The organism is Gammaproteobacteria bacterium (assembly GCA_037388465.1).
Classification (GTDB): Bacteria; Pseudomonadota; Gammaproteobacteria; order SpSt-1174; family SpSt-1174; genus JARRKE01.
Genome location: JARRKE010000052.1, coordinates 1 through 15,239, shown reverse-complemented (window position 1 = coordinate 15,239; position 15,239 = coordinate 1). Strand labels below are relative to the sequence as shown.

At 59.5% G+C, this 15,239-nt stretch carries 14 protein-coding genes and 1 tRNA gene; 5 read left to right on the top strand and 10 right to left on the bottom strand.

The features are described from left to right. On the top strand, positions 1-950 hold a 950-nt coding region (gene rtcA, locus P8Y64_10215), incomplete at its 5' end, for an RNA 3'-terminal phosphate cyclase (protein ID MEJ2060844.1). Here the strand turns inward: rtcA and P8Y64_10210 are convergent. Beyond that, positions 925-1,188 carry a DUF504 domain-containing protein gene (locus P8Y64_10210; protein MEJ2060843.1) on the bottom strand — a complete coding sequence of 88 codons (264 nt, stop codon included), beginning with the start codon at positions 1,186-1,188 and terminating at the stop codon, positions 925-927. The two genes, rtcA and P8Y64_10210, sit on opposite strands and share 26 nt — an antisense overlap. 169 nt (positions 1,189-1,357) lie before the next feature. Between P8Y64_10210 and P8Y64_10205 the strand changes: the two genes are divergently transcribed. Beyond that, the gene (locus P8Y64_10205) at positions 1,358-1,870 is read left to right on the top strand and encodes an Hsp20/alpha crystallin family protein (protein MEJ2060842.1); all 513 of its coding nucleotides are present in this window, start codon (positions 1,358-1,360) and stop codon (positions 1,868-1,870) included. A gap of 52 nt (positions 1,871-1,922) precedes the next feature. Further along, the gene (locus P8Y64_10200; GenBank protein ID MEJ2060841.1) at positions 1,923-2,171 is read left to right on the top strand and encodes a hypothetical protein; all 249 of its coding nucleotides are present in this window, start codon (positions 1,923-1,925) and stop codon (positions 2,169-2,171) included. A 37-nt stretch (positions 2,172-2,208) separates the two neighbouring features. On the opposite strand, the gene P8Y64_10195 is transcribed toward P8Y64_10200, so the two are convergent. The 3 genes from P8Y64_10195 to P8Y64_10185 all read right to left on the bottom strand — a co-directional run bounded on the left by P8Y64_10195 (position 2,209) and on the right by P8Y64_10185 (position 7,638). Next, positions 2,209-5,529, bottom strand: a complete 3,321-nt coding sequence (locus P8Y64_10195) for an EAL domain-containing protein (protein MEJ2060840.1) — start codon at positions 5,527-5,529, stop codon at positions 2,209-2,211. Next, positions 5,526-6,482: an ABC transporter substrate-binding protein gene (locus tag P8Y64_10190; GenBank protein MEJ2060839.1), complete on the bottom strand. Its 957-nt coding sequence runs from the start codon at positions 6,480-6,482 to the stop codon at positions 5,526-5,528. Before P8Y64_10190 ends, P8Y64_10195 begins: the two co-directional genes overlap by 4 nt. A gap of 127 nt (positions 6,483-6,609) precedes the next feature. Next, the gene (locus P8Y64_10185; protein ID MEJ2060838.1) at positions 6,610-7,638 is read right to left on the bottom strand and encodes a class I SAM-dependent methyltransferase; all 1,029 of its coding nucleotides are present in this window, start codon (positions 7,636-7,638) and stop codon (positions 6,610-6,612) included. 156 nt (positions 7,639-7,794) lie between these two features. Here P8Y64_10185 and P8Y64_10180 point away from each other — a divergent pair, with 156 nt between their 5' ends. Continuing rightward, positions 7,795-8,076, top strand: a complete 282-nt coding sequence (locus P8Y64_10180) for a hypothetical protein (GenBank protein MEJ2060837.1) — start codon at positions 7,795-7,797, stop codon at positions 8,074-8,076. Between the two features lie 232 nt (positions 8,077-8,308). On the opposite strand, the gene P8Y64_10175 is transcribed toward P8Y64_10180, so the two are convergent. Beyond that, positions 8,309-9,172 (bottom strand): diiron oxygenase, encoded by an 864-nt coding sequence (locus P8Y64_10175; protein ID MEJ2060836.1) that lies wholly within the window; start codon positions 9,170-9,172, stop codon positions 8,309-8,311. A 388-nt stretch (positions 9,173-9,560) separates the two neighbouring features. On the opposite strand from P8Y64_10175, the gene P8Y64_10170 reads away from it, so the two are divergent. Further along, positions 9,561-9,651, top strand: a tRNA-Ser gene (locus P8Y64_10170). Positions 9,652-9,949: 298 nt separating this feature from the next. On the opposite strand, the gene P8Y64_10165 is transcribed toward P8Y64_10170, so the two are convergent. From P8Y64_10165 to P8Y64_10145, 5 genes are all read right to left on the bottom strand, one after another. Beyond that, a complete protein-coding gene (locus P8Y64_10165; protein MEJ2060835.1) occupies positions 9,950-11,275 on the bottom strand; it encodes an outer membrane protein transport protein in 1,326 nt (441 codons plus the stop codon). A 552-nt stretch (positions 11,276-11,827) separates the two neighbouring features. Beyond that, positions 11,828-12,019 carry an acetyltransferase gene (locus P8Y64_10160; GenBank protein ID MEJ2060834.1) on the bottom strand — a complete coding sequence of 64 codons (192 nt, stop codon included), beginning with the start codon at positions 12,017-12,019 and terminating at the stop codon, positions 11,828-11,830. 49 nt (positions 12,020-12,068) lie between these two features. Then, complete coding sequence (locus tag P8Y64_10155; GenBank protein MEJ2060833.1) at positions 12,069-13,043, bottom strand: TIGR00341 family protein; 975 nt, start codon at positions 13,041-13,043, stop codon at positions 12,069-12,071. 123 nt (positions 13,044-13,166) lie between these two features. Then, positions 13,167-14,078, bottom strand: coding sequence for a diguanylate cyclase (locus P8Y64_10150; GenBank protein ID MEJ2060832.1), 912 nt, complete (start codon positions 14,076-14,078; stop codon positions 13,167-13,169). Between the two features lie 172 nt (positions 14,079-14,250). Next, positions 14,251-15,239: putative sulfate/molybdate transporter (locus tag P8Y64_10145; GenBank protein ID MEJ2060831.1), on the bottom strand; the 989-nt coding region annotated here is incomplete at its 5' end.

Below are 15,239 nucleotides of genomic sequence, written 5' to 3'. Positions count from 1 at the left end.
GTATCCGGTCCCGGCGCAGTCGGCCGGGCCTGCAGCCACAGCATCTGGCCGCCGTGAAGGCCGCAGCCGCAGTGGGGCAGGCCAAAACCCGGGGCGCCGAACCGCATTCGCAGGAACTGATTTTCGAGCCCGGCTCGGTTTCGGGTGGCGATTACCGCTTCGATATCGGCACCGCCGGCAGCACCATGCTGGTGCTGCAAACCATCCTGCCTGCGCTGCTCACCTGCGCCCAGCCCAGTGCGCTGGTGCTGGTGGGCGGCACGCACAATCCCTTGGCGCCTTCCTTCGAGTTCATCCAGCGCGCGTTCCTGCCCCTGATCAAGCGGATGGGGCCGCGCGTCGATGCACAGCTCGAACGCCCCGGCTTTTATCCACGCGGCGGAGGCATCGTCGGGGTACGGGTGGCGCCCGCTTCGGTGCTGCAGTCGCTGGAGCTTCGGGAGCGGGGTGACGTTTCGGTCATGCACGCGACAGCCTTGCTGGCTCATCTTCCCCGCCATATCGCCATCCGTGAACTCGGCGTGCTGGAAAAAAACCTGGGCCTGTCCGCGAACCAGACGTCGATCGTCGAGGCCGATGACGCATTCGGCCCGGGCAACGCGGTGAACGTGGTGGTCGAAAGCCGGCATGTTACCGAAGTGTTCACTGCGATCGGACAAAAGGGGGTGCCCGCCGAGACGGTGGCGCAGGGTGTGGCAGCCGGGGTCCGGCGCTATCTGGATGCCGGGGTGCCGGTCGGTGAACATCTGGCCGATCAGCTGCTGTTACCGGTTTCCCTCTCCGGTTCGGGCCGTTTTACGAGCTTGCCGCCGACGCGGCATACCCGTACCAACCTCATGGTGATCGCGCAATTCACGGGACAGCGTTTCCACTGCGCCGAGACCGGCGCGGGCCGGTGGGAGATCGGGTTGGATCAGGCCCGGATCAATGTGGTTCCCGATGCCAGATAAGCTCCCCGTTTCTATGGATGTCGCGCACCCGGTGCAGCGGAATGCTGTGCACCCGGCCCTCATCGTCGGTGAGCTCGAATACAAAATGGCTGTCCGCAGGGAAGGTGATTTCCCGTAGCGGCACGGTGACGACCCGGTCCAGGATCCGGTCGTAGTAACCGATGACGAACTCGGCACGGCCGTAATCCGGATCCCAGCGAATCCGGTTCAGCATGTCCTGAATGGGCGTTTGCGGCATCGGTGGGCCGTGGTTTCCAGGCTGGATCTGCGATCCGGGGTTTCTGACATCGGTCAAAAGACCGGCAGCCCGCGGTTTGTGGGGTGCCAAATATGGTCTACAAATAGTATGGAATACAACGGCTCAGACCGTTGCCCTGTTGTGTGCACATAACATGGAGGATATGAACATGGCCAAAGAAAGCAAAGAAAAAACGGTTCCCGTCAGCAAGGGTGCACAGGCCGAGCCAACGCCTCCCATGCGCGCTCCGTCGCCTTTCGAGGAACTGGACCGCATGTTCGAGTCGTGGATGCCGCGCGGCTGGATGCGTCCGTTCCGTTGGGAATGGCCATCCTGGGCCGAGGCGGCCATGCCGTCCGCAAGGCTGCCGCGGGTCGATGTCATAGACCGTGACAATGAAATCGTGGTGCGCGCGGAACTGCCCGGGGTCGAGAAAAAGGACCTCGACGTTTCGGTGACGGAAAATACCGTGACCATCAAGGCCTCTACCAGCAAAGAGGAAAAGGAAGAAAAAGGTGATTTCTATCGCTGTGAAATCACGCGTGGGAGTTTTATGCGTACGGTGGCGCTGCCCGGCGATGTCGATTCCGCCAAGGCCAAGGCAAGTTTCAAGGACGGCATGCTGGAGCTGGCAATACCCAAGGTCGCGAAATCGAAACGGCGCAGCATCAAGGTCGAGTAGCGCCGGTGCTGGCCACTGGTGTATGGGTGGCCTGAACTAAGGGGGAAACGTCATGGCGAAACAACCCGCAACACGCTCCGTCGGCGCGCCCGACCCCGAGTTGAGGAATTCCCCGATCATGGAAGAGACGGACGAGGATTTCGAGGTGTTGGCGCAGGAGACGGATGAACTGCCGGTCTGCTATTTCAACAGCACGGCCTATGCGCACGGCACGTTCGTCTGCAGCGGCAGCGGCGAGCTGCTGCGTTGCGAAAAGGGGGTCTGGGTCAGGTCGGGTGGTTGTGATCCCGACAATCCCTAGGTCGGGTTTTATTCAATGAATAAGCCGGCAATGGGGCTCAGGACTCTGCCACGTTGTCCTGCAGGGTGGCCTCGGCGTCGTCGGGAGGCAGCGGCTGGCTGAACAGATAGCCCTGGGCCTGGTCGCAGCCGATCTCCCGCAGGGTTTCCAGCTGGGCTTGTGTCTCGACCCCTTCGGCCACCACCGACATGCCCAGGCTGTGTCCCAGATGGACGATGCCGGATGCGATCGAAAGGTCGTCGGCGGAATCGGGGAGGTCTTCCACGAAAGACTGGTCGATTTTCAGGCGCTCGATGGGGAAGCGTTTCAGGTACGCCATGCTCGAGTAGCCGGTGCCGAAATCGTCCACTGTGATATGGACACCCAGGTTCTTGATTCGATGCAGCACCGTCAGGGTGTTTTCCATGTCCTGCACCAGCAGGCTCTCGGTGATTTCGAGTTCCAGCAGATCGGGGGGCAGGCCCGTGGCATCGAGGGCGTTCTTGACGGCTTCGAACACATCGCTGATCACGAACTGACGCGTCGAGACATTGACCGCGACGATCGTGGCTGGCAGTCCCTTGTTTAGCCAGACCTTGTTCTGGCGGCAGGCTTCATACAGCACCCAGGCGCCGATGGCGCTGATAAGGCTGCTTTCTTCGGCAACCGGGATGAATTTGCCCGGGGGGACCATACCCAGTTCGGGATGATGCCAGCGCAGCAACGCTTCGAAGCTGGTGATCCGGCCGCTGGCAATGTTGATTTGCGGCTGGAAGTGAAGCAGAAGCTCGTTGTTCTTGATGGCGCGCCGGAGACCGGTTTCCAGCGTGAGTCGCTCGAACACCGAGGCATTGAGCTCGGGCGTGAAGAAGAAGTAATCGTTGCGGCTGAGTTCTTTCACCTTGTACATCGCCGCATCGGCGTGCTGCAGCAACTCGTCGAAGTGGTGGCCGTCGCGCGGGAACAGCGCCATGCCGATGCTTCCGGTGATGATGAGTTCATGCCCATCGATGAATACCGGGGTGGCGAGAACGTCCAGAATCTTTTGAGCGATATGTGCCGCGATGTCGGCGTTGCTGTCGTGCAGCATGATGAGAAATTCGTCTCCGCCCAGGCGTCCGACCGTATCGACGCGGCGTACGATGGTTCGTAGTCGTTCCGCCACGGAGACTAGAAGCTGGTCGCCTTTGGCGTGACCGAGCGAGTCGTTGACGTTCTTGAAATGGTCCAGATCGAGGAACAGCATTGCGATTTGGTGCCGATCGCGTTCGGCCTGAACCAGTGCCTGCTCGACGCGATCCCTGACCAGAGTACGGTTGGGCAGGTTGGTTAACGGATCGTAGTAGGCGAGATGGCGGATCCGCTCTTCCGCCTCCATGTGTTCGGTTATATCCAGGGAGATGGAGATGTAATTCATCACCGCTCCCTCGTCGTTCTTGACGGCGGTAAGCGCCATCCATACAGGATAGGATTCGCCGTCCTTGCGCCGGTTCCAAAGCTCTCCCTGCCAATAGCCGGTTTCGTTCAATGCCTCGTTTACGCTGTGATATATCGAGTCGTCGGTGCCTGCGCGTAACATGCTGATGTTTTGTCCGATGACTTCTTCGGGGGTGTAGCCGGCCACCTCGGTGAACGCCTTGTTGACCTTGATGATGTTCGACTGCGCATCGGTGACGATGATAATTTCCCGGCTGTTATCGAATACTGAGGCTGCCAGGTTCAGTTCCTCGATGCGCGCGAGATTTTCCAGAGAAAATGAGACGTCCAGGACCATCTCTTCGAGCAGCCTGAGCAGTTCTCCCGTGAAGAAATCGGTTTCCCCGGCATACAGGTTCAATGCCCCGGCGACTTTGCCGGCCTGAAAGAGTGGAAAGGCGGCGGAAGAGCGGATGCCGACTGCGGTGGCGCGTTCCCGCCAGGGTTGGGTGTTGGGGTCGGCCAGGAAATCATTGCAGATGTACGGCCGGCCGTCACGCAAGGCCTTTGCCGTGGGGCCCTGTCCTTCGGGAATGGATGGATCGATCGAGATTTTTAGATCTTTGGCGTACTCGTCGGCCACGCCATAGCTGCCAATGGCCGAGACCAGGTTCGTCTCCGGATCAATCAGGCCGATGAAGGCGCCTTTCAATCCGCCATGTTCTACGGCGATGCGGCATATTTCGGGATACAGTTCGTTCGCCGAGTTGAGGCGGACAATGGACTGGTTGGTGTAACTCAGAGTGGAATAAAGGGCATTGAGGCGACGGATGCGCTCTTCGGCAAGCTTGCGCGAGGTGATGTCGTGTCCTTCCGCGAGCAGATTTTTTACGGTTCCGTCCGAGCCCAGAATGGGTTTGAGGGAAAAGTCGACATAATGCAGTTTGTCATCCGGCCCTAGGTGAGTCGTCTCGTAGGCGATATGTTCGCCCTGACGGGCCGCATCAATGGCGTTTTTCAGCCGTTGTTGCTCCTGGACGTCATGCGTCCACCAGGGCGTCTCCCAGAAGGGTTTTCCAATGACGTCTTCACGGCGTGCCTGCGCGAATTTGAGCGCCAGTTCATTGACATCCCTGACCAAGCCGTCCAGGGAAATAATGCCGGTGAACTGAAAGCTCTGTTCGAAGATGGCGCGCAGCGTCTGGTTGTTTTTGTCGAGCTCACCGGCAAGTGCGGTGAAATGCCGTGCAAGTTCGGCAATTTCATCCCGGCCGGTAATTTGAGGGAGCTCGTGTTTGCCTCCGGTTGAGGACTGGGCGGCGGCGGTCAATATTTCGATGCGCCGCAGCACGAAAATCCGCAAATAGAGCCAGACCAGGAAGGCGAGCAGCAGAATGCTGCCAATACTGAGCAACGCGTGCGACAGTGCTTCGCGTTTGGCGGCGTCGCGTTGTGGCAGGCTGTCGAGTGTCAGAATGACTGCGCCGATACGCTGCGAGCGCAACTCGCCACGCTGCAAGGGGAGACGCAGGGGGTAAATGGACCAGGTCAGCGAACGATTGCTGTTTTGGGCTGTTTGCGCGGTAAGCGACCGCTGTGCGGCTTCTATCAGCGATGTCGGCGGGGCATTCGGCATATCGCTCAGCGGTTTGTCGATGAGACGGTAGTCGGTGCTCAGGATGACCCGGTGATGGTTGTCGACCAGAACCGCCCAGCGTACCTCCCGCATAGGGACAATCATCTGCAGGCTGTCACGTGCGGCGTTCCAGTCCGAGCTGCTCAAATCCTGCCGGATCCGGGTAGCCACTTGGTCTCCCGCCTGGGCGGCCTCCTGCAGCAGACGCCGATCGATATGCTTTTCGGCCTGGGCTACCTGAAAATAATAGGTAAGGGCGGCAAGAGGCAGGCTCGTCAGGAACAACGCCAGGGGAATGACCCGGCGCAACGGAAAGATCAAACTCATTTCTCCGTGTCCCTGATCAGTTGTGGATAAATCATCGGGGCGATTTCAACCTTCTGCCGCAGTAGCCCGTGGGTCAGCATGACCTGTTCCAGTCGTTGCGCTGTAGCTGTCAGCCCATTCCGACTTTCTTCCATCAGTTGACTGTTTTTCGTCCGATCGGGCAATTCCATGAGTTTCCAGGCACTCAGGACCTCGTTGGTCGATGTGCCGGTGCGCGCCTTGAGATGTTCCGCCGCTGTCTCCGGGTTCCGTCTGATCACAGCGAGCGCCTTGAAATAACTGTCGACGAGATGTTCGAGTTCGTGGCTTTTCTCGATCCGGGTCCGTTTGTTGACAACGAGAACATCCACGATTTCTCCGGGGATATCTCTACTCGAAAAGATTTCCCGTGCGCCTTCGGTCAATAACTCGGAGCGGAAGGGCTCATAGGTGATGGCCACATCGATTTCGTTCTGGCGATAGGCACGCCCCAATGCCTCGGTAGGCAGATTGATAATCACTACGTCTTCCGGCGTCAATCCGGCCCGTGCCAGCAGTCTGGCAAGCATGTAGGCGCCGAGCGCATTGGTCTGTACGCCGATGCGTTTGCCACGCAATTGTGCCAGACGGGTAATACCCGGTTTTGCCAGCACCGTATCGGCGCCGTTGGAGATGTCGAAAACCAGGATGATTTGCGGTTGCTGACCGTGATCAGCGAGTTGCAGGACTTCGTCGAGCGTGATGGCGGCGGCGTCGATATCGTGATTGCGCAGGGCGCGGAGGGTGTCGCCGGTATTGTCGAAGTCTATCAGCCGAACCCGCTCGGGGTTCAGGTAACCGAGATCGCGGGCATAGTAGAGGCCCAGATATCCCGGCCAGGCGTTGCTGCCGACTCGCAGCGGTTCGGTCGGTTGAGAGCATCCCGACAGCCCGACGAATACTGCGAGCAGGATGAGTTGCCGTATGAGAGTCAAATGTAATTATGTTGCGTACCAGCCCACGGCCATTCTTAGCAGTATCTGTACACGGAATCTAGGGTTTTTGGCGCAAAGGGACCTATACCGCCTCCGACCGGTATGGTCGGAGGCGGGTAAGGAGTGGTCAGTCCCGGGGGCGGGTGCCGGTGACGACCATGTCGCGTCCATCGGCGACTTGGTAGACCTCGGCCTGCATGCCGGCTGCTTCGAATTGCGCGACGACTTCTTCCGGGCGCAGGAAGTGATTGCCCTGCACGTGTTCGGAAAGGTTCTGGAACGCCATGGCGCGCGTGCCCGGCGTTCTCAGGGCCGAGCGTTCCGCAGGCCAGTTAGGTTCCCAGATCACGGCGCTGCCGCCGGGTTTCAGGTGTTCGCGCAGGATGCGAAAGACATTCTCCTTCTGGTCCCAGACGTGGTGCAGCGCGCGGTTCATGGCGATCAGATCGACCGGTTCGTCGATGCTGAAGTGGTTGAGGTCGCCGGCGGTGAAGCTGATCCGGTCGGCCAGCCCCTCCGCCTCGGCGAGCCGCGTGGCCTGCTGGATGTTTTCATCGAAACCGTCCATGCCCACGCCACGCAGATGAGGGAAGTGTTTGGCCATACGGCGCAGGTACCAGCCGTTGCCGCAACCGAGGTCGACCGCGACGCCGCCTTCGGCATCGACTTTACGAAATACCGGCACCCGCTCCAGGATTTCTTTTTCGAGCAGCGGGCCGAATTGGTATTCGAGCATGGGGCCGAACCACGGCAGGATGGTCTCCCGCTCTGCAAGCACCTTTTCCCCCGGACGTTCCCCGCTGCGCATCAGTTCGGCGGCCCGTTCGGTCATATGGGCGGAAAGCATGGATTGCACCGCGAACGGCATCAGCGTGCCGGGCGTTTCCGTCAAGAAGGCACGCCCCAGATCGCTGAGGCAGAAGCGGCCGTCATCGGGCATGTCCAGCAGTTCGAATGCATAGGCGGCGTCGCACCAGCGGGTGACGTAGCCGGCATCCATGTGGCTGGCCGCCGCCAGCGCCTGCGGGTCGGCTTCGCCAAGTTTCTGCAGGGCGGCGAACAGACCGTCGACCACGCCGACGAAGGCGAGGTTCAGGCTGAGCGCGCCCTGGGTGCGCTGCATGATGTCCTGACGCAAATCCTGTGGTGATGTCATTGGTTGCTCCGTATTGATGAGGCGGTAGATGGCGGACCATCCGTCTCGAAATGAAGTTCCCGACGTTCAGTTTACGTTCAGCTAACCTTCAGTTTGTGTTCAGCTTACCTGCATTAACCTGCTCGCGTCATGAATCAACGACGTAAGGAGGTATTCATGAAATCACGTAAGCTTTCGATTGTTGTTCTGCTGGGTGCCATGGGTTTGGCCCCCGCCGTCTGGGCCGACCACAATAGCATCTGGGGCGAAGGTTGGGCGAACATGCCTAACGATACGCACGACACCCGGATCGACACCCTGGGGGACAATGAAGCCTTCACTGACTATGTTCAGGAAGCTGCAGCCTCCGCACGGGATGACGTGGATACCGTGTCCGACATGCGGGATTCGGTGGACAGCGGTGCCGATGACGCCGCCACCATGGCCCGCGGCCGTTGATGCCCTGAATCCTTCAGGGATTTGCCGCAAACGCCCCGCTGGTCGGGGCGTTTGCTTTTATGCGGTACGCTGAACCGCATTCAGCTTACTTTCAGCTTGTCTGCGTATATTGGTATCCAGAAGACAAGGATGTACCTGCAAGAATCCTGTGGCCATTGCAGCGTGCCCTTGCTTCTTCAGTAGTGTGACTCCTTGATTGGCACCCGTCCCCCGGGTGCCTTTTTTATGCGCTTCAGCGCCAGTCGAGATGCACGCCCTGTTGGCGCAACTGGCGCAGGGCGGAAGACACGCAGTCGTCGACGAAGGTGACCCGGTGCGAATTGCGTCTGGCGGCCCGCCGCCAGTGACGCCCGTCCTGCAGACCGGCGAGTTCGTAGATGCGCGGCGCCGGGAAATAGAAGGCGTCGACGAACTGGCTGAACACAGTATTGATCACCGGCTGATAGAGCTTCAGGCGCCAGGCCGGGATGTCGGCCAGCAGATCCTCCAGCGACTCGCGGGCATGGGCGATGTGCCGTGCCTCATCGATGATATGCACCGTGATCATGTCGTAGATCGTGGGTGAGATATCCGCACGGTGCTTGCGGATGAGGCGGTTCATCCGGTCCGGCACCTCTTCACCGATGAGTACGGCGATCCAGAAGGCCGATGAATTAAACGGGGCGTAGCGGCCGAGCAGGTTGGCGAGGTTCGGGCGGCTGAAGCGGGTACGGGGCAGGGGCAGGCGCGAACGGCGCATCAGCTCCAGGAACATCAGGCTGTGCCCTGCCTCTTCGCGCAGCTCGTGCAGACGGTAGGTGGCGCGGGCCATGTCATGGCTCATGGCGCGCATGGCGCGGCTGATCCGCTCCATGAAAATGTTTTCCAGCCACAGCGCCCCCTCGATGAAGTTGATGAACTCATAGTGGGACAGGGCCAGCTTCTGGTCCTCGGAGAAGCCCCGGTATTCCGGCATGCCGTACAGGCTCAGGGCCTCTTCGGGCAGCCAGAACTGATCCAGGCTCAAGGCGTCCCAGTTCACCCGGGCGAGGGGGTCGTGGTAGGGGGTGCTGTTTCGGCTCAGCTGCTCCAGCAGCTCGCTGTGGGCCTGCTTCATACGGCTCAAGTACCTCTCTGGAGCCGAATATTCTACTTGACCCACCTCCGGGATGCACGGCTCCGATTTACAGCCACCCCGATCTGGGGTAACCTTCCGCGTCCCGTTCAGGGGAGCCCCGGGATTTCTGGGCGCCGGAAGGGCTTCTGGCCTGGAGAGCCCGCAGAATTCCGGTTTGAGGCGTCGGGCATGCCCGATAGCCCATGCAGTTCCAGGTTTCCGGAGAGGTGTCCGAGTGGTTGACCGGATTGCCGGGAGCCATCCGGAACGCCCGTAGGGCGGCCCCGCGAGGGGCGAGGGCAGGACGCCCGAGTAACGAGCACGCCAGCGTGCTCCGAGATTAGGGTCTGTTGGGAATATCCGACAGCCCATGCAGTTCCAGGTTTCCGGAGAGGTGTCCGAGTGGTTGAAGGAGCACGCCTGGAAAGTGTGTATACGGTAACCCCGTATCGAGGGTTCGAATCCCTCCCTCTCCGCCAAAAACGAAAAGGCCCCCTTGTGGGGCCTTTTTTGTTTTTGAGATTGGGGTTCGAACCCTCGATATTCAAAAAGAGGTTCGATCACGAGGCCGCAGGCCGAGAAACGGGGAGCGTCAGCGACCCAATCCCGACGCACATGGATGTGCGAGTGCCGCGGAAGGCAGGATGCCGAGAGCGGCCTCCCTCGGCAACTGCTCCCTGCGTTGCTCTATCTCCTGCATCCATGCAGTCGTCTCCGCCAAACAAAAAGGCCGGGGATCACCCGGCCTCTTTGCAACACGTTGCCGCGTCTCTGAGCTTAGAACTTAAGCCCGTAGGCGATACCGAGCGAGTCCTCGTACATCTGCTGCTTTTCCGTTCCGGCGGTATTGCCGGTCCAGGTGTTGAACAGGCTGCTGCCCGACACCGAGTTCTGGAAGGCGTGCATATAGGCCACCGTCACTTCTGAGTTGATGGCGGGGCGGTAGGTCATGCCCAGCGTCAGGTGGTCCTCGATGACACCCGGTGCGATCAGGTTGAAGGTCACGTCACGCGCCTGGATCGGATTGTTGCCGTGGTTGTAGCCGCCGCGCAGGGTCAACTTCGGGCTGTATTGATACTCCAGGCCGAGTTTGAACACATCCACGTCCTTCCAGCCGAAGCCGCGGCCGTTACTGCCGCCCAGGGTATTGGTATACCCGGGATTGCCGTTGGTGCTGGGATTGTTGATGGCCGGCACTTCGCTGTAGTTGATGTGCTGGTAATCGACGGCAACGGTCAGGGCGGAGGTGGCCTTGACCGCGATACCGGCATCCCAGTTCGAAGGGATGTCGAGTTTGCCGTTGTCGGCGAACAGGCCGCGGTACTTATCGAAGCGGCTCATGTCGATCTTGCTGGCATAGGCCAGTCCCAGCGATACACGATCGCTGAGCTTGCCGTACCAGCCTACGCGCGCACCCCAGCCGGTGGCCGTGTCGTAGCCGTTGTTGCTCACATGGCTGGGATCAGTGGAGAAGCCGGCAAAGGCCTGCAGACCTTCGGCACGGAATTGCTGGAAGCCGAACAGGGGCGCAATACCGATGGCGTTCTTGTCGTTGATCTTGAAGGCAAAGGTCGGAGCAACAATGAGCTGGGTCAGATCCACGCCGAGACGCCCCGAACCGCACAGCATGTTGTACGGTCCGCTGCTCGACGGATTGAACGCGCCGCAGGTGGCGTTGCCCGCGGCGATCTGGCCGCCGGGGTAGTCGGTATTCATGCCGCCGTTGCCGTAGATGGTGATACCGAGCGACATGTTCGGATTCAGCATCCGGTTGTAGCCCAGTTCAGGGATGAGGAAATTGTTGCTGCCGCTGGTTGCGGAACCGTTCAGATCGCCGCCCGGTGTGGTGGAACCGGAACGGGAGATGTCTCGGTGGGGACTAAACCAGTCGAGCCCGATATCCAGGCGGCTGCCGGCAAAGACCATGGTTGCGGGATTGTTAGCACCGCCGAAGGCATCATCGGCGATGGCGGTCGCCGTGCCGCCCATGCCTTTGGCCTTCATGCCGTAGCCGTGTGAGAAATAGCCATTGGTGGCCAGGGCCAGGCCTGGTGTGATGATGCCTGCAACGGCCAGCGCCCCCGCCAGTTTGGTGAGTTTCATTAACTGCTCGCTCCTCTATCGGTTGTAAATGCATGCCCGTCCAACGTTGGGCAGGGAAGCTCCTTGGATGTCTCCGCGCCATCTTGTTTTTGAGCGGGGCGCGGTGCCGCATTCACGCGCGATGAAGCACAGCCGGTACATGACCGGCGTACATCCACCATGACGTGGAAAATCTGTTTGATGACCTGGGTTGGGAAAAGCGCAGGATCGGCTGCGCTCAATTGAACTGACAGGTCTCGCTGCTGCGAGGAGGCCGGTTAAAGGCGGGTAGAACCCTCAGCGGGTTGCTCTCGAACAACGTGCGGGCGTTTATCTATCACACCGGTTGGGCTCAACCAAGACTTGATTTAGAAGCAATCAATAAGATTCTTGATTTATGAAATGCTAATGGATGTGGGTGCGGCGGCGGGAAAACTGCGGCCTGATTGGCGGGGAGACTTAAATAGCAGGAGATTCGTGATTTATGAAAATCACGGCTACTGATAATACGTACAGAATATGTGAGTAATATGAAGACAGAAAAAATTTTACAGCGGACTCGCGACGGGGCATTCAATCGCTGCCGTTACGTTTGTTGAACTGGGTCACGACCGCGCCCAAGTCCAGTGAGCGTATCGCATCCGCGGCGCATTCCCATCGGCCCTCTTCGCACAATCCGCTCATACCCGCCTGTTCGTAGGATTCGAGCGCGGCTTCCAGGCAGGCCTTTCTCACGGCGTCGGCAAGTCCAATATCTTTATCCATGTTCCGATCCCCGGATGTCTCTGTCCTTTTCACTATATAGACGCCCTCACTACTGGCGAATGTAAATCAATCCGATCAGGATCAGCAGCGAGATAATCCAGATGGCGATATAAATCGTCATGGATTGGCGCGCCTTCTTTTTCTCGATCCAGGTGCGTGGTTTGATGCCTTGAATCAAAAACACGAGTTTCGCGGCAAGATTGACGCACACCACATTGACCGCCAGCAGGATGCCGGCACCGATGGCCATGCCGTAGTGCTGGGAGCCGAGCATGATGCCGAAGGTCGCTGCCGGGGGCAGCAGGGCGACGGCCACCATCACGCCGACCAGCACCGCAGGCAGTCCGGTGGTGATGGAAAGTACCGCCGCCGCGCCCGAAGCGAGGGCCAGGGCGACGGAATCCATTCCCACACTGGTGCGACTGACCAGTTCGTGGCTGGTGGTGTCGATCGGCGACAGGAGCCCGATCAGCACCGACATGCCGACCGCCAGGGCCAGCCCCGCCAGGTTGGTAAGCACAGCGTGGCGCATGAGATGGGTATCGCCCAAGGCGGTACCCAGAGCCAGCGCGAGGTTGGGGCCCAACAACGGGGCTATCACCATGGCGCCGATCACTACGGCCAGGTTGTTTTCCAGCAGCCCGATGGCGGCCACGATGGTGGAGAGAAAAACCAGCGTTACGAAATTACGATTAAGATGCGCGTTTTTCTCTATCTCCTCGTACAGCGCTTCACGGGAAGCTGTGATGGAACGTTTTTCGGCCTCGTCCTCGTCAATTTCCGGTCGTGGCAGAACGGCTTCCACCTCGAGTAAAACGATGCGGGCGCTCTCTGCGCTACCTAGTGCACTTTGTAAGGCATCGAGAATCTGCTGAGTGCTTTCGTCCTTGATCAGCAAGCGGATCAGTTGTCGTCCATCAGCCCCTTCGGGGCCGATCCACTGATCGACGGCTTCGAATTGTTCGGCGATGCTTTTCACCGTATCCGTATTGCCCGGCTCGGTGGCGATTTCGATTATTTTCATAAGGGTTTGCCGGTATTGTTCATCTTACCTGGCGTATTGTGCCGGCTATTAACCATAGCCCTTGAGCCTTTTCTGATTGAGGTCTGAGCGTCGATCCCGTTCAGGAGTTGATGTTGTTTTTGCCTAAGGCCGCGTACTGGGCATCGTCATCGATGGATCCCATATCCTGCTTTGGTTCCGGCCGGAGGTTTTTGAGGCGTACATGGCCTTGTCCGCACGGTCTATGGATTCTTCCACGCTGGTATCCGATTCGAGTTCCACGATGCCAAAGGAGGCGGTCATGAATATCGGTTGTTGGCTGGATTCGGCCATTGTCGTGACGGCCAGCCCCTCTCTTAGCCGTTCAACGACCTTGAAGCAGGTCTGAATATCGGTGGAAGGCATGGAAATCAGGAACTCTTCACCGCCGTAGCGATAAATGGTGTCGTACGGTCGCAGATTGGCCTTCAGATAATTTACGGTCGCGACCAGGACGCGATCGCCGATGACATGACCATAGCTGTCGTTGATTTCCTTGAAGTGGTCCAGGTCCATCACCACGATGCACGACTTCTGCACATTGCGTTTTGCCAGCTCGTGCACTTCGCGTAGCTTGGCCAGCATGGCCAAGCGGCTTTCGGCGCCGGTCAGGGAGTCGCGATTGTAAAGAAAATCGCGGATCTCCCGGTTTAGGGAGTATATCTGCAGACGCAGGCGCTCGAGGGAGTTGGCGAAATTGTCGTAGAGGGCCGTATCGATCGGTGTAGTCTCTTCAGCCGCTATCAGCAGACGCGCCGCGAGCTTGTGCATTCTTTCATGCTCGGCCTCCATGGCCATAAACGCCGGATGGTGATGCAGCGCCTCGGGCGAGTTTCCGTAATACCACTGACCAAACCGGCAATGATGATGCGCATCCTTTGCCAAGTCGCGATGGTCATGCGGAAGTCGGCAGACAACGGATCGAATCAGGTCCTTGTACCACTGTTCGTGGTTATAGATCGCCTGTTCCAGTTGCTGGTGGGCGGCCTGCAGCTCTTCGTGGCTGATGTCGAACATAAGGCGTTTTGAGTTATTGGTGGTTTTGTACCGGATTGTTGTTCAAGTCACGAAACATATCCAGCACCCCCTTTTTTCTATGCGGAATTTATCCGTATCACTACGCCGGGCACCAGCTTTGCTGACGGACATGAAGTCTGGTGCGCCAAGAAGACGGTTGATCGGCAGGCCATTAGAGACGCAGCCATCCACGCTTGAGAATCTGCCATAAGGCGATGCCCACCACAAACGCGATACCGACGTTCCAGATCGCCCAGGCGGCCGTGACCAGGGTGACGAAGCGCTCGCCTTTGTCCTTGCTGAAATCGCAGGAGCCGAGCGCCAGCTGGGCCCCGGTGATGAACAGAATCACGCCGAGTATCGCCTGCGGAAACAGTTTGAGCATCACCTCGACCGACCCGCTCAGGAACAGCGCGACCAGCAACAGGATGGCGCCCAGAATCATCGGCGCCCCGCCGGTGCGCGCGCCGAAGGCGACGTGGCCCGCCATGCCGCCTGCGCCGTGGCACATGGGAACGCCGCCGACCGATGCGCCGAATAGGTTGAGAATTCCCGTCGAGACGGCCACACCTTTCTCGGTAACCGGACGATCCGGGAACAGGCGGTTGTTTTCCTCCCGGATTGCGATGACGGCATTGCCCAGCGTCAACGGCAATTGTGGCAGGGCGAGCAGGACGGCGCCGGTCAGCAGGTCGGACCAGCCAATGTGAAGCAAGGTGATGTTCGGCATGCGAAAGCCCACCGGGGTGGCAGTCAGGGTGGGCAGCAGGTCGGGGTTCAGGACTGCCCCGCAGGCCACCCCGAACAGCAACAGCAGCAGCATGGCGGGAATGCGGCGATTGGTAAGCAGCAAAAGGGTGCCCGTAAAGCCGATGGCCGCGATGAGCCAGTTATCCGCCATCATTTTCACGCCCTCGAGCATGAAGCCCATGCCCAGCCCCAGGATGATGCCGACCACAATCGGTCGGGCCACCAGCCTTGCGATCCGGCTTGCCGCGCCGGTCAGGCCCAGCAACAGCCAGATTGCGCCGGTCGTCAGTCCGGCGGCGTAAATGGCGGCGGGGGTGATGGCGGATATATGCGCGGCCTGGGTGGCCACGATGGCGCCGATCGCCTTCATGGGCTGGACCGGGAACGGCGTGCGGTAGTAGGCGCCGGCCG

Coding starts and splice junctions, on each gene's coding strand:
- P8Y64_10210 (MEJ2060843.1), bottom strand. CDS start 1,188: ATGCCGCAAACGCCCATTCAGGACATGCTGAACCGGATTCGCTGGGAT.
- P8Y64_10205 (MEJ2060842.1), top strand. CDS start 1,358: ATGGCCAAAGAAAGCAAAGAAAAAACGGTTCCCGTCAGCAAGGGTGCA.
- P8Y64_10200 (MEJ2060841.1), top strand. CDS start 1,923: ATGGCGAAACAACCCGCAACACGCTCCGTCGGCGCGCCCGACCCCGAG.
- P8Y64_10195 (MEJ2060840.1), bottom strand. CDS start 5,529: ATGAGTTTGATCTTTCCGTTGCGCCGGGTCATTCCCCTGGCGTTGTTC.
- P8Y64_10185 (MEJ2060838.1), bottom strand. CDS start 7,638: ATGACATCACCACAGGATTTGCGTCAGGACATCATGCAGCGCACCCAG.
- P8Y64_10180 (MEJ2060837.1), top strand. CDS start 7,795: ATGAAATCACGTAAGCTTTCGATTGTTGTTCTGCTGGGTGCCATGGGT.
- P8Y64_10175 (MEJ2060836.1), bottom strand. CDS start 9,172: ATGAAGCAGGCCCACAGCGAGCTGCTGGAGCAGCTGAGCCGAAACAGC.
- P8Y64_10165 (MEJ2060835.1), bottom strand. CDS start 11,275: ATGAAACTCACCAAACTGGCGGGGGCGCTGGCCGTTGCAGGCATCATC.
- P8Y64_10160 (MEJ2060834.1), bottom strand. CDS start 12,019: ATGGATAAAGATATTGGACTTGCCGACGCCGTGAGAAAGGCCTGCCTG.
- P8Y64_10155 (MEJ2060833.1), bottom strand. CDS start 13,043: ATGAAAATAATCGAAATCGCCACCGAGCCGGGCAATACGGATACGGTG.
- P8Y64_10150 (MEJ2060832.1), bottom strand. CDS start 14,078: ATGTTCGACATCAGCCACGAAGAGCTGCAGGCCGCCCACCAGCAACTG.